At 75.0% G+C, this 12558-nt stretch carries 14 protein-coding genes; 9 read left to right on the forward strand and 5 right to left on the reverse strand.

Annotated features, from left to right (window positions below):
- Positions 1 to 123: 123 nt before the first annotated feature.
- Together AC067J_RS40430 and AC067J_RS40435 are read right to left on the reverse strand one after the other, a co-directional pair.
- Positions 124 to 1308, reverse strand: coding sequence for a M20 metallopeptidase family protein (locus AC067J_RS40430; RefSeq protein ID WP_478307802.1), 1185 nt, complete (start codon positions 1306 to 1308; stop codon positions 124 to 126).
- Positions 1309 to 1805: 497 nt separating this feature from the next.
- The gene (locus AC067J_RS40435; protein ID WP_478307803.1) at positions 1806 to 2111 is read right to left on the reverse strand and encodes a hypothetical protein; all 306 of its coding nucleotides are present in this window, start codon (positions 2109 to 2111) and stop codon (positions 1806 to 1808) included.
- Between the two features lie 61 nt (positions 2112 to 2172).
- Between AC067J_RS40435 and AC067J_RS40440 the strand changes: the two genes are divergently transcribed.
- Positions 2173 to 2415, forward strand: a complete 243-nt coding sequence (locus AC067J_RS40440; protein ID WP_478307804.1) for an FxLYD domain-containing protein — start codon at positions 2173 to 2175, stop codon at positions 2413 to 2415.
- Positions 2416 to 2509: 94 nt separating this feature from the next.
- Positions 2510 to 3607 carry a baeRF3 domain-containing protein gene (locus AC067J_RS40445; RefSeq protein ID WP_478307805.1) on the forward strand — a complete coding sequence of 366 codons (1098 nt, stop codon included), beginning with the start codon at positions 2510 to 2512 and terminating at the stop codon, positions 3605 to 3607.
- Positions 3608 to 3736: 129 nt separating this feature from the next.
- On the opposite strand, the gene AC067J_RS40450 is transcribed toward AC067J_RS40445, so the two are convergent.
- Positions 3737 to 4216, reverse strand: coding sequence for a hypothetical protein (locus tag AC067J_RS40450; RefSeq protein ID WP_478307806.1), 480 nt, complete (start codon positions 4214 to 4216; stop codon positions 3737 to 3739).
- A 788-nt stretch (positions 4217 to 5004) separates the two neighbouring features.
- On the opposite strand from AC067J_RS40450, the gene AC067J_RS40455 reads away from it, so the two are divergent.
- Positions 5005 to 5796 carry an MHYT domain-containing protein gene (locus AC067J_RS40455; protein ID WP_478307807.1) on the forward strand — a complete coding sequence of 264 codons (792 nt, stop codon included), beginning with the start codon at positions 5005 to 5007 and terminating at the stop codon, positions 5794 to 5796.
- Between the two features lie 234 nt (positions 5797 to 6030).
- Here AC067J_RS40455 and AC067J_RS40460 read toward each other — a convergent pair whose 3' ends face one another.
- Complete coding sequence (locus AC067J_RS40460) at positions 6031 to 6936, reverse strand: LysR family transcriptional regulator (RefSeq protein ID WP_478307808.1); 906 nt, start codon at positions 6934 to 6936, stop codon at positions 6031 to 6033.
- A gap of 90 nt (positions 6937 to 7026) precedes the next feature.
- Here AC067J_RS40460 and AC067J_RS40465 point away from each other — a divergent pair, with 90 nt between their 5' ends.
- From AC067J_RS40465 to AC067J_RS40480, 4 genes are all read left to right on the forward strand, one after another.
- Positions 7027 to 8181, forward strand: a complete 1155-nt coding sequence (locus AC067J_RS40465) for an NAD-dependent epimerase/dehydratase family protein (RefSeq protein ID WP_478307809.1) — start codon at positions 7027 to 7029, stop codon at positions 8179 to 8181.
- A gap of 2 nt (positions 8182 to 8183) precedes the next feature.
- On the forward strand, positions 8184 to 9107 hold the full coding sequence (locus AC067J_RS40470) for an aldo/keto reductase (RefSeq protein ID WP_478307846.1): 924 nt from the start codon (positions 8184 to 8186) through the stop codon (positions 9105 to 9107).
- A gap of 261 nt (positions 9108 to 9368) precedes the next feature.
- Positions 9369 to 10067, forward strand: coding sequence for a hypothetical protein (locus AC067J_RS40475; protein ID WP_478307810.1), 699 nt, complete (start codon positions 9369 to 9371; stop codon positions 10065 to 10067).
- Positions 10054 to 10662: a Fic family protein gene (locus AC067J_RS40480; protein WP_478307811.1), complete on the forward strand. Its 609-nt coding sequence runs from the start codon at positions 10054 to 10056 to the stop codon at positions 10660 to 10662. Before AC067J_RS40475 ends, AC067J_RS40480 begins: the two co-directional genes overlap by 14 nt.
- Before the next feature lie 103 nt (positions 10663 to 10765).
- On the opposite strand, the gene AC067J_RS40485 is transcribed toward AC067J_RS40480, so the two are convergent.
- Positions 10766 to 11524 carry a GNAT family N-acetyltransferase gene (locus AC067J_RS40485; protein ID WP_478307812.1) on the reverse strand — a complete coding sequence of 253 codons (759 nt, stop codon included), beginning with the start codon at positions 11522 to 11524 and terminating at the stop codon, positions 10766 to 10768.
- Between the two features lie 170 nt (positions 11525 to 11694).
- Between AC067J_RS40485 and AC067J_RS40490 the strand changes: the two genes are divergently transcribed.
- On the forward strand, positions 11695 to 12018 hold the full coding sequence (locus tag AC067J_RS40490) for a DHCW motif cupin fold protein (RefSeq protein ID WP_478307813.1): 324 nt from the start codon (positions 11695 to 11697) through the stop codon (positions 12016 to 12018).
- Between the two features lie 51 nt (positions 12019 to 12069).
- Positions 12070 to 12534 (forward strand): NTP pyrophosphohydrolase, encoded by a 465-nt coding sequence (locus AC067J_RS40495; RefSeq protein ID WP_478307814.1) that lies wholly within the window; start codon positions 12070 to 12072, stop codon positions 12532 to 12534.
- The last annotated feature ends 24 nt before the right edge of the window (positions 12535 to 12558 follow it).

A 12558-nucleotide genomic window follows, 5' to 3' on the forward strand; every position in this document is an offset into this window, starting at 1 on the left:
GGGGCCGGGGGCGCGCCCGCGGCGCGGTACGTGGCGGGGGGCGTCCGGGGGCGATCCCGTGCCCGGGGGGCCCCTCGCGGCGGCCGCCGCCGGCAGCCGGACGGCGGACCCGGGGGACGGGGCTCAGGCCGCGAGCCGGCGGGCGGCGAGTTCGGCGTAGAGGGCGGCGCCGTCGGCGAGCACCGCGTCGTCGAACTCCGCGTGGGGCGAGTGGTTGGCCGGCAGGTTCTCCGGGTCGACCCCCTTCGGAGCCGCGCCGAGCCACGCGAACGAGCCCGGAACGGCGTCGAGTATCCGGGAGAAGTCCTCCGACCCGGGGATCGGGTTCGGCATCATCCGGAAGCGCTCCTCGCCGAGGACCTCCCGGACGGTGTCCGCCAGGAAGTCGGTCTCGTCCCCGTCGGTCACGGTGACCGGGTACTCGGGGACGTACTCGACCTGCACCCCCAGGCCGTGGGCGGCCGCGATGGCCCTGACCAGCTCGACCGAGGTGTCGGCGACCCGGGCCCCCGCCTCGGCGGAGAAGGTGCGCACCGTCGCCTCGAAGTGCGCGGTCTCGGGGATGATGTTGCGCTGGGTCCCGGCCCGGAGGAGTCCGACGGTGATCACCACCGGGTCGAACACGTCGAAGCGGCGGGTCACCATGGTCTGCAGCGCGGTCACCATCTCGCAGGCCGCCGTGACGGGGTCCTTGGCCCGGTGCGGCAGCGCGCCGTGGCCGCCCGCACCCTGGACGGTGACGTGCAGCGCGGCGGACGCGGCGAGGACCGGTCCGCGCCGGGAGCCGAACTCCCCGTGCGGCATGGTCGACGCCACGTGCAGGGCGTAGGCCGCGACCGGGCGGCGGCCCGCCGCGTCCAGCACGCCTTCGGCCAGCATGGCGCCGGCCCCGTCCCAACCCTCCTCGCCGGGCTGGAACATGAAGACCACGTCCCCGTGGAGCTGCTCCCGCCGTGCGGCCAGCAACTGCGCCGCACCGGCGAGCATGGCGGTGTGCAGATCGTGTCCGCAGGCGTGCATGGCACCGTTGCCTGCGGCGAACGGCACCGGGGCCTTCTCCGCGACGGGAAGACCGTCCATGTCGCCGCGCAACAGCACCGCCGGTCCCGGCCGGCCGCCGCGCAGCACCGCGGTGACCGAGCTCAGCGCCGAACCCTGGCTCACCTCCAGCGGCAGTCCGTCGAGGGCCTCCAGCACCCGCTCCTGGGTGCGCGGGAGACCGAGGCCCAACTCGGGGAACCGGTGGAGGTCGTGGCGGAGCCGGACCAGATCCGGGGCCAGCCCGAGAGCGTCGTCGTGCAGGGACACAGGTGCCTCCTGTCGAACCCGCGCGCGGCGGGAGCTCGTGCAGTGCGAACGTGTTCGATGATCCCCAATCCCCCGACCGGAGTTCAAGCGATCCCGCAGGATCGCGCGATGAGGAGCCGTCCGTTCCACGCGTCCGCCGGCGGTGCGGTGGGCGGCACCCGACCCCGGCACCCCGCCCCGGCGGCCGGCCCGGACCGGCGGACCACGGCGGTGGCGGCGGTGGCGGCGGTGGCGGCGGACGGCCGGGCCGACGAGGGCCCGGCCGTACGGCGTGCTGCCGGACGGGCGGGACCGACCGCGCCGGACCTCCGGGTGTCGGGGGCGTCGGCGGGCGTCGACGCCCGCACCTTGCGGCGCCCGGCGGCACCGGCGGGGCATCCCAAATGGGCCAGCAGCGCTCGTCATCCCGTCCGCACCGGGCCGAGCATGGGAACGGCGCCCACCGGCAGCCGGACGGACGGTCGAAAGGTTCACGAGATGCGAAGGCTCCATCCCTCTCACGGCAGCGGGAACAGGCGGGCGCGGAGTGCGGCGGCCCTCGCCGCCCTCACGGGAGCCGTCGTCCTCGTGGTCGCGGCGTGCAGCAGCTCGTCGCCCACGACGCCGACCACGGCCCCCCGGACGACGCTGACGGAGGCGCCGAACCCGTCGACCTTCTCGGGCGAGCCGCCCTCCGCCCTCGCCTCGAAGGCGGAGTCGGCCTTGGCCGAGGCCTCCGCCCGCTCCGTCTCCGCCCAGGCGGCCGCGTCCTCGTTCCAGGCGTCGGCCGACGCCCAGGCCGCCCAGAACCGCCAGAGGGCCACCGAGGTCCTCCAAGGAGTCACGGGCAGCGGCAACGCGCTCTCCGACGTCACCCTCACCGGCGTGCCGCGGAGCACCACCGGCGGCCTCCACGCGGCGGTGGTGACGATCGTCAACAGCACCCGGGAGCCCGCCTCCTACGCGGTCCAGGTCGACTTCACCGACGCGTCCGGCAACACCGTCGACACGACGGTGGTCGGTGCCGAGAACATCGCGCCGGGCGGCAAGGCCGATCCGATCGCGTTCAGCCGCCAGCCTGCCGACCTGACGTTGACTCCGATCGTGGTCAAGGCCCAGAGGTACTGAGGGCCGGCAGGAAAACGCCGTGCGGCCCGCGGCCACCACGTCCCCGATCACGTGCGCGGGCCCACTGCACGAGTCCTGACGAAAGGTACGACCCATGCGTTCCGACCTGACCGCTTCGACGCTCTCCGAGCTTCGCCGCGCCCGCCCCTACCCGGCGGTGTCGATCCTGATGCCGACCCACCGGAGGGAGCCGGACAACGCACAGGACCCGGTTCTCCTGCGGAATCTCGTCGCCGAGGCGAAGGCCAGGATCGACGCCGACCCGGCGGTCTCCCGGGCCGACCGGCTCGACGTGACCGGTCAGCTCGACCAGGCGCTGAAGGAGGTCGACCTCGTCCACGCGGAGGACGGCCTGGCCCTGTTCGTCTCGCCCGGCGAGCACCAGGTGTGGTCACTGGCCCGGAGCGTGCCGGCGCGCACGGTCGTGTCGGACACCTACCTCACCCGCAACCTGGTCGCCGCCCGCGAAGCCGACCGCCCCTACTGGGTCCTGGCGCTCGCCGCCGACCGCATCAGCCTGTGGGCGGGCACCGCCGAGCACCTGGAGGAGCGGTCCGGCGGCGGCTTCCCCTTCAGCCGGAGCCTGGAGGACCCGGACGCCGAACGCAAGGAGCGGATCGGCGACCTGCCGAGCACCTTCCGCGACGAGGCGACCCGCCAGTTCTTCCGCGAGGCGGACGCCGGCCTGCGGACGGTGCTCGCCGAGGACCCCCGGCCCCTGCACGTGGCGGGCGAGGCCCAGGCGCTGGCCCTCTTCCAGGACCTCTGGACCGCCACGCCCGGGCCCGCCTCGACGCTGCCGGTGGGAGGCCTCGCCGAGGGGCCGGCCCAGGCACTGCTGGAGGCGGTCCGGCCCGCTCTCGCGCAACAGGCCGCCCGGGCCGCGGAGGACGCCGCGGCCGAACTGGACCGCGCCCGCGGCCGCCAACTGCTGGCCGCCGGCCTCGACGAGGTCTGGCAGACCACGGGCGACGGACGGATCGGACGGCTGGTCGTCGAGGACAACTACCGCGCGACCGTCCGCGACGACGGCGCCCACCTCGTCCCGGCGGACCGGCAGGAGACCGGGGCGCGCGAGGACATCGTCGACGAGATCATCGAGCACGCCCTGGACGCGGGCGCCCAGGTCGACTTCGTCCCCGACGGGAAGCTGACCGACATGGGCCACATCGCCGCGGTCCTGAGGTACTGAGGTACTGAGGCGCTGAGGTACCCCCGCCCGTCCCCGTTCCCCGGCACGGCCCCGCCGCGCACGCCTGCGCGGCGGAGCCGTGCCGCTCCGTGCCCTGCCGCTTCGTGCCGTGCCGTCTGCGGACGGACGCTAGCGGCCGGTGGCTCCCGGCCGGACGTCGCCGTCGTGCGGGGTCGGTCGCGGGAGCGGTGCAGGAGCCGTCGAGGACGGGTCCCCTGCCGGAGCACCCGCCTCCAGGTAGGTGCGGGCGGCGGCCATGGCGGCGCCGGCGGTGCGGAGGTGGTGGGCGATCAGGGGCAGGACGGCCGGGGTGAGCGTGCGGGCGTTGAACAGCCGCGCCGCGTCCAGCGGAGCGGCGGCCCGCTCCAGGAGGTCCGCGGCGCGGAGGCGGACCGCGCGGAGGCCGTCCGGCCCGGGCTCGGACCGCATCTCCCGGACGGTGCGGCGCAGCAGGATCAGCGCGTCCTCCGCGTCCGGCGGTCCGTCGGGGAAGTAGTGCCCCCACCGGACCAGTTCGCGCTCCACCGTCCCGGCGTGGCGGTCACAGCGACCGGCCCAGAAGACGAGCGAGGCGGTCGGGGGCGGCGGAGGCGCGTTCTCGGTCGACACCCTCCGATCATGTCCCAGTTCCGGCCCGCCCGTACGCCGTTCCCGCCGGTTCGCCGGCCCCGGCTTCCGGGCGGCAATCCGGCGGGCCGGGCCGCCGTCCGCGCGTTCGACGGGTGGAGCGGCGTGCGGGCGGCGGGCGGGTGCGTGGCGAGCGGGCTGCGTACGGGTGGCAGGCCGGCGACCGGCGACGGCACGCGGGCGGGCGGTCCGGCAGGCACGAGGGCGGGCGGACGGCGGTGCGGTGCGGCGGGCGGTCCCCGGCCGGACTGACGGCGGGCCACGGGCGGCACACCGCGCCGGCCCGGGGAGTGCGGGCAGCGGGATCGTCCGTAGACGCACCCCCCGTAAAACCCTTGACCGACGGCTCGATAGTATGTACCCGCACGTGAGGCCCGGCAGACGGCTTCCCGTCACGGCGCCCGTCCGACGAAGAACGTCGCGCCGTGTCCGCTCCGCCCCTTCCCGGAGCCCGCTCCCGCCTGCCGACACTCCGTGGCGCCCGTGACCCTCGACGCCTGACGGGCCGCCGGGGTCATCAGCGTCGTCGAGGAGAAGCGTGCCGGGATCGCAGTGGGCCGCACGCCGTCATGCGTCCGAACCGGGACCGCCGACGGTCGCCGAACCGCCTCGGTACGGCTCCGCCGCCCCCGACCCCCTTGCCTCCCCTGATCCACCCGGTCCCCTTGCTCCCCCCGCTTCCCCGGTCCTCCGGGCCGCCGGGACAGCCGGGCCGCGCTGCGCGCGTGCCCTCCCACCATCCATCAGCGACACGTCAGTTCAGGTACCGCATGCACCCCCATACCGCCCCCATCGACGGTTTCCATTACGGCTGGATCAACCCGGTCCTCTCCTACCTGGTCGCCTGCACCGGAGCCGCACTCGGCCTGCGGTGCACCGTCCGCGCCCTGGACCTGCCACCGCGCAGGCGCCTCGGCTGGCTGCTGCTGGGCGCCGTCGAGATCGGCTGCGGCATCTGGACGATGCACTTCCTCGCGATGCTCGGCTTCACCGTCACCGGGTCGACGATCCTCTACAACGTGCCGCTGACGCTGTTCAGCCTGCTGCTCGCGATCGGCGTGGTCGGTCTCGGCATCCTCTACGTCGGCTACCGGCCGCGCAGTGTGAGCACGCTGCTGGTCGGCGGAGCGGTCACCGGCCTCGGCGTCGCCGCGATGCACTACCTCGGCATGGCCGCCATGCACGTCCAGGGGAAGGTCTCGTACGAGCCGCTCATCGTGACCGCCTCCATCGCGATCGCCGTGTTCGCGGCCACCGCCGCACTGTGGATGACGCTCAACATCACCGGCATGCTGGCGTCGCTCGCGTCCGCGCTGATCGCGGGCGTCGCCGTCGTGGCCATGCACTACACCGGCATGGCCTCCGTCTCCGTCGTGCTGGACGGCCGCACGCCCACCGCCGGCCTGCCCGCCTCGCAGTTCATCACCCCGCTCGCGGTGGCGGTCCTCGTCCTCCTCGCGCTCGGCGGGATCGCGCTCATGCTGTCCCCGCAGGACTCCTCGCTCTCGGGCCGCTCCCGGCCGGAACCGATCCCGGTACGGCTGTTCGAGCGGCGTGACTGACCCGACGGTCCGGCGCCACCCGCCCGGCACCACCCCCGACGGCCCGGTACGGAGACCCCTCCGTACCGGGCCGTCGCGGCATCCGCCCTGCGGCCGGCCGGTTCCGCGGTCTCCTCGGCGGCGCCGATCCCCGTCGTCGTCGGGGTTCAGGCTCCAGGGTCCGGGGTCCGCGCCGGTCCGCGCTGGTCCGGGCCGGTCCGGGCTGCCTGGACCCGACGGGAGAGCCGCCCCCCGTCAGCCCGCCGTGGCGACGTGGTCGCAGAGCAGGGCGGCCAGAGCCTCGGCGTACGCGTGGGGACGGCGGCGCCGGGCCCGGGCGATGCCGAAGTGGCGCGCCGGGCGCGGCGGTGTCACCGATACCACCCGGGTGCCGGGGAGGGCCGGGTCGAGCGCGACGTACGGCACCAGGGAGACGCCGACCCCGGCCGCCACCAGGGAGCGGGCGAAGAAGTAGTCGGTGGTGGAACCCGCGACCTGGAGCTCGAAGCCGGCGAGGGCCGCGTGGCGGCGAAGGAACGTCTCGGTCCTCAGGCAGCCCAGCACCCATCTCTCATCGGCGAGTTCGGCCAGGTCGAGGCTCTCCCGGCCGGCCAGGCGGTGGTCCTCCGGCAGCACCACCGAGAGCGGGTCCTCCATCAGCGGCGTCCAGTCGAGCCCGGAGCGGTCCCCGGGCAGCACGGGCAGCGGCCCGTCGAAGTGGTAGGCGAGGGCGAGGTCCGCCGTTCCCTCGCGGACCATCGGGAGGCTGAACTCCGGCTCCCGCTCGACGATCCGCAGCTCGACTTCGGGGTGCGCCGCCGCGAACCGGGTGAGGACGGCGGGCAGCAGGTGCCGGCCGCCGCTGGTGAAGGTGGCGAGGGTGAGCCGGGGCCGGGCCGCGCCGAGCCGGCCGATCTGCTCCTGCGCGTGCCGGAGTTCGGCGGTGATCGCGGTGGCGGCCTCCACCAGCAGCCGTCCGGCCTCGGTGAGCCGCACCCCGCGGGTCGAGCGCTCCACCACCGCCGTGCCGAGTCCCCGTTCCAGTGCCGCGATCTGCTGCGAGACGGCGGACGGCGTGAGCAGCAGAGCAGCCGCGGCCTGGTTGAAGCTGCCGTGCTCGGCGACCGCCTGGAGCATCGTGAGCCTCCGGACGTCGATCATCGCGCACCCTCCCCGTCGACAGTTCCACTGATGACGTGTTCAGCAAGTCGGTAGTTCTGCTGATGACGATACGCCGACAGGGTGGTGGCCATGGAAAACGTCCCACAGAACGATTCGAGCAGCGGCCGGCCCGGCGGCGGCCTGCGCACCGCGTGCGTGATCGGCGGGAGCCGGTACTTCGGCGCGCACCTGGTCGCCCTGCTGCGCGCGGCCGGAGTCCGCGTCACCGTGGTCAACCGGGGCTCCGCCCCGCAGCCGCCCGGCGTCGACCACGTGCGCGCCGACCGCTCGGACGAGGCCGGACTGACCGCCGCGCTCGGCGACCGGACCTTCGACGCGGTGATCGACCAGGTCCTCTACACCCCCGCCCAGGCCGTCGTGGCCCGCCGCGTCTTCGCCGGCCGCACCGACCGCTACGTGATGACCTCGACCATGGAGGCGTACGACCCGGCGACCTCACCGCTGGTCCGCACCACCCCGGGTGTGCCGGTGGCGGAGGAGGCCGTCGACCCGGCCGGCTGGACGGTCGACCTCGGCCTTCCGTGGCAGGACCCGGCCGCACTCGCCCGGCACTTCGACGAGGCGACCGGCTACGCCGAGGGGAAGCGGCAGGCCGAGGCGGTGCTCGCCGCGGACCCGCCGTTCTCCTGGGCGAGCGTGCGCAGCGCGCACGTCCTGGGCGGCGGCGCGAAGGACTTCACCGGCCGGCTCGCGCACTACACCGGGCTGATCGCCGCCGGCCGGCCGGTCGCCGTGCACGAGCGGCCGCAGCCGACCTCGTTCGTCCACCACGAGGAGATCGCCGCCGCCCTGGTGCGCACCGCCTCCTCGGCGGCGGTCGGCGCGGTGAACGCCGGCTCGGACGGGCCGCTCGACGCGGTCGCGCTCTGCGAACTGATCGCGCAGCGGCTCGGGACGACCGCCCGCTACCGGCGGGCCGAGGGCGCGGACCACTCGCCGTTCTCCTTCGACCGCTGGTACCCGCTGGACAACCGGCGCGCCGCCGGGCTCGGGCTGCGGTTCTCGCCCACGGCACAGTGGCTGCCCGGCGCCGTCGCCGAGGCCCTCGAACGGCCCGAGGACCGCGCCGGCCTCGACGGCGGCGACGGCGGCGACAACGGCGCGAGCTTCGAGAACCGCCGAGGCTTCGAGAACCGCCAGGAGCACGAGGACCGCGGCGGTCGCCAGGGCCACGAAGGATCCGAACACCAGGGCGCCGGCGTGCGCGACGGAAAGGCGGCATGACCGTGCGACAGCGCACCATCGGTGACCGGGCGGTCGGCGCGATCGGGCTCGGCGCGATGCCGCTCTCGGTCGAGGGACGTCCCGACGCCGACGCCGCTCTCACCACCCTGCACGCCGCGCTCGACGCCGGCGTCACCCTGCTCGACACCGCCGACTCCTACCACTGGCACGCCGACGAGGTCGGCCACAACGAACGGCTGGTCGCCCGGGCCCTGGCCGCCCGGTCGGCCGGCGACCGGGCGGCGGTGCTGGTCGCCACCAAGGGCGGCCGCGGCCGGCCCGGGGACGGCTCCTGGACTGTCGACGGCCGGCCCGAGCACCTCCGGCGGGCCTGTGAGGACTCGCTGCGCCGCCTCGGCGTCGAGGCGATCGGCCTCTACCAGCTGCACAAGCCCGACCCCCGGGTGCCCTGGGCCGAGTCGGTGGGCGCGATGCGCGATCTGCTGGACGCCGGGAAGGTCCTGGCCGCGGGCATCTCCAACGTCGACGAGCAGCAGATCCTGACGGCCCGGGACGTCCTCGGCCCGGGGCTGGTCTCAGTGCAGAACCGGTTCTCCCCCGCCGTGCGCACCGGTGAGCCGGAGCTCCGGCTCTGCGAACGGCTGGGCCTGGCGTTCCTGCCGTGGAGCCCGCTCGGCGGCCTCGCCCACAGCGTCCTGGACGACCCCTCGGAGGGCACCGCCGCGCGCACCGCCTTCCACCGGATCGCCGCCGAACGCGGCGTCTCTCCCCAGCAGGTCGGCCTCGCCTGGCTCCTCGCCCTCTCGCCCGTCGTCGTCCCGATCCCCGGTGCCCGCCGCCCCGCCAGCATCCGGGACTCCGCGGCCGCCGCCGACCTCGTCCTCCGCCCCGACGAACTCACCGCCCTCGCCGTGCCGTTCACGGATCCGGCGCAGCCGCCCGCGACGGCGGCCCGGCCGAAGTAGCCCGAGGCTGATGCAACCCGAGGCCGCGGTAGCCGCAGACCCGGGCAGCCGCAGGCCGGGACAGCCCCGGGCCGCAGCACCAAGCGGAAACACATGGCGCCGCACGGGGTGCGGTCCGAAAAACGGTTCGCGGTACCACGGGCTTTGAGCCGAGACTGATGGGCCGATCACATCGAACCGGAAGAGTGGCCAGCGCTGACGTACAACCGTGACACCCTGCCCTTCCCCGAGAACCGTGTGCCCCGCACCACCTATGAGGGCATGCGGAACTGGGATGAGCTCGACCCTGCCCGCCACCCGTTCGCCTGGGACGAGGGCGAGGAAGCCCGTCTCCGCTCGCTGGTCCGCGAGTGGGTGCCACCGGTGCTCTCCGGTATGGCCGGCTGGTGGCAGGGCGAACACTGGTGCGAGAGTCAGATAGACGCGATCATCCGGGAGCGGTACGGCACCTGGGCCTGGGGATGGAGCTGGTGCTACCGCGACGGCGGGCCCATCGGCAACTGGGTCAGCGGGCCGAGCTCGGTGACGACCCCGGACGAGACCGCAGAACGCGTCGTATCCGCGCTGTTGGAGTGGCGGGAGTGGCTGGAGCGGACAGCCCAGCGCTTCGCCGAGCTGGCGCCGCCGCCGGACGCCTCGCCCGAGGATCGCAGCTGGCACCTGGAACGGGCCTGCGTCCGGCTCGTGACCCACACGCTGGACTCGGGCGCGGAGGGCGGCTGGCACGGCCAGGCCTCGATCGTCCTGGGCTGGTTCCTCACCAGCACCGGCATGGACCGGGCCGAAGCCGCGCGAGCGGTGGAGAGCGCGATCGGCGGCCGGTTCAAGAGCTGGGTCACCCCGGAACGGACGCTGATCGAATCCGTCGGCGAGGACCTCGCCGCCGGCCTCACCGGCCACGCCCCGTACCAGGACCACCAGGAGAGGGCGGCTCTGGAGGATCTCCATGACCGCCACTGACAGCCTTTCGGTCTGGCTGCGCGTGCGCCGTGAGGCCGACTGGCAACGCGCACCGGCCCTGCAGCGGATCCCGCCCGACCGCGATGGGTTCCGGTCCTGGTGCGAGGGGACGGTGCGCCGGCGCGACCCGATTCGCGCCGAGCGTCTGCTCGCCGCACACGCCTCGGCCCGAGAAGATGCCGCACGCCGCACCCCGCTGGACTTCGCCCTGCTGGCCGGTTGGCAGCGCGAAGTCCTCGCTGCGCCAGGGGCACCGTTCCGCGTGAGCGACGCCTATGCGAAGGCCGGCCGAGAGCGCTACGGTCTGACCCCTCGCACACAGGCCGATTTCGATTCCTGCCTGCGCGAGACGACCGACCCGAACATCCCGCTGGCGTCCCGCGCGGCCCGCGCCTACCTCGATGTGGCGTTCTTCCACCCCTTCGCCGACGGCAATGCCCGCGCCGCGCTGTTGACCTTGGTCCACGTCCTGGCCCGGGAGGACATCGTCCTTCCTGAGGTCGGCCCCCTCCAGACCACCCGCTACGCGGACGACCCGGCCGGCGCCGCCGACCTTGCGATTCTCATCGGGGTGCTCAACCGCCGCCGGCACTGAAGCGTTCGGGCGCGAGCACCGACAACTTCCGCTTCCGCCACCGGCCGTTCCGATCCTCCCCCGGAGGCCAGGCAGGACCCGCACGCCGCGGCGACCGCGCAGGTCAGGAGAGTTCGATGCTCAGCTGTGCGCCGAGTTCCCGGAAGCCCAAGGCGGCCGCGACCCGCCTGGACGCCGGTACGCGGGCCCGCCACTGCGGGAGCAGCCCGGCGTCGAGCGCGTGCGCCGTCGCCGCCGAGCCCACCGCCCGGGCCAGGCCCCGACCGCGCCGGGCGGGCGCGGTCAGCACACTGAGGTGGGCGGTCCGGGCCGGCCAGGCGCGGTAGCCGGCGGCAGCGACCACCCGGCCGGCCTCCCGGACCACGAACGCGGGAGAGGTGATCTCGTCCAGGCCCGCCTCCCCGGCTTCCTCTGCGCCCGCCGACTCCTCCAGGCGTACCAGGTCCGGGTGCCCGGCCGGCAGGTGCTCGACCGTCGGCAGGTGCCCCGCCACCGGCCGGCGCCCCGCCGTCGGCTGCTCCGGCGGCACGGGGCGGAACGCGTCCCCGGACACGTAGGCCAGCGCTGCGGGGCCGAGGACCCGGGCCACCGGCAGCACACCGCGAACCGCGTCGGCGTCGACGAGAGCCTCCGCCGGAAGCGGCGCCAGGGCCTCGCGAACCGCAGCGGCCGCTTCCTCCCCGGGCGCGGTCACGATCGCCGATCCGCCCAGGACGACCAGGCCCACCCAGCCGGACGGGCACAGCCCCGACTTCGGCGACACGGCCACGGCCACACCCCCGGGCGGTGCGAACGACACCGGCACGGCGGCCAGTTCCTCCCACAGCGCACGGGCTTCCACCAGCACACGATCCGTCGGCATGGCCCGATCCTGTCACCCCGGGCACCCCGTCGGCCTGTGGATTTCGGCACCCGGCCGTCGAACGTCCTCCCGGTCCGCTGCCGGGCAGCCAGGCCTGCGGCGGGGCGCCACAGCAGGGCGGGGGCGGGCCCGCGCCGTCATGCGGCGCGCACTAGGCTCGCCGGATGGACATGACGGGCATTCACTTCGGAACCACCGACTGGGCGTCGGTGCCCTCGACGGAACACGCGGGCGACTCCGGGACGGCGACGTGGCGGACGCGCGAGTTCGGTTCCGTACGCGTCCGGATGGTGGAGTACAGCCCGGGGTACGTGGCCGACCACTGGTGCAGCCGGGGCCACGTCCTGCTGGTCCTGGAGGGGACGCTCACCACGGAGCTGGCGAACGGCGAGGTCGTCACGATCACCGCGGGCAGCAGCTACCAGGTCGGGAACGACATGGAGCCGCACCGTTCGAGCACGCGGGAGGGTGCGCGGCTGTTCGTCGTCGACTGACAGCCGTGCGGGGCCGGATGCGCCCGCCGGCCCGTGGCAGACTTGCGGGCCATGGGTGAAGGCGATGCGGGCGGGACCGCGGAGCAGGAGCAGAAGCAGGAGCACCAGCCGGTGCCGCTACTGGTCGTGGACGCAGCCAACGTCGTGGGATCGGTGCCCGACGGCTGGTGGCGCGACCGGCGGGGCGCGGCGGAGCGGCTGCGCGACGGCCTGACCGGTGTCGCGGACGACGGCCTGGCGGCGCGGGCCGACGGTCCGGTGTGGGCGCACTCCGGACCGCTGGAGGTGGTCCTGGTGGTGGAGGGCGCAGCCCGCGGCGTCGCCTCGTCGCCGCCGGTCCGGGTCGAGACCGCGCCCGGCAGCGGTGACGACCGGATCGTCGGCCTCGTCGAAGCGGCGCTGGCCGCCGTCCCCGGGCGGAAGTGCCTGGTCGTCACCGCGGATCGCGGCCTGCGGGCCCGGGTCATCGCGCTCGGCGCCGACGTCGTCGGGCCCCGGGCGGTCCGGCCCGTGTGAACGCCGCCGTGCGGCCCGCGAGTG

It is taken from the genome of Kitasatospora sp. NPDC042419 (genome assembly GCF_056437345.1).

Excerpts from the sequence above, each read along its gene's own strand:
- AC067J_RS40445 (WP_478307805.1), top strand. The coding sequence starts at position 2,510 with ATGCGTTCCGACCTGACCGCTTCGACGCTCTCCGAGCTTCGCCGCGCC.
- AC067J_RS40455 (WP_478307807.1), top strand. The coding sequence starts at position 5,005 with ATGCACCCCCATACCGCCCCCATCGACGGTTTCCATTACGGCTGGATC.
- AC067J_RS40460 (WP_478307808.1), bottom strand. The coding sequence starts at position 6,936 with ATGATCGACGTCCGGAGGCTCACGATGCTCCAGGCGGTCGCCGAGCAC.
- AC067J_RS40465 (WP_478307809.1), top strand. The coding sequence starts at position 7,027 with ATGGAAAACGTCCCACAGAACGATTCGAGCAGCGGCCGGCCCGGCGGC.
- AC067J_RS40475 (WP_478307810.1), top strand. The coding sequence starts at position 9,369 with ATGCGGAACTGGGATGAGCTCGACCCTGCCCGCCACCCGTTCGCCTGG.
- AC067J_RS40480 (WP_478307811.1), top strand. The coding sequence starts at position 10,054 with ATGACCGCCACTGACAGCCTTTCGGTCTGGCTGCGCGTGCGCCGTGAG.
- AC067J_RS40485 (WP_478307812.1), bottom strand. The coding sequence starts at position 11,524 with ATGCCGACGGATCGTGTGCTGGTGGAAGCCCGTGCGCTGTGGGAGGAA.
- AC067J_RS40490 (WP_478307813.1), top strand. The coding sequence starts at position 11,695 with ATGACGGGCATTCACTTCGGAACCACCGACTGGGCGTCGGTGCCCTCG.
- AC067J_RS40495 (WP_478307814.1), top strand. The coding sequence starts at position 12,070 with ATGGGTGAAGGCGATGCGGGCGGGACCGCGGAGCAGGAGCAGAAGCAG.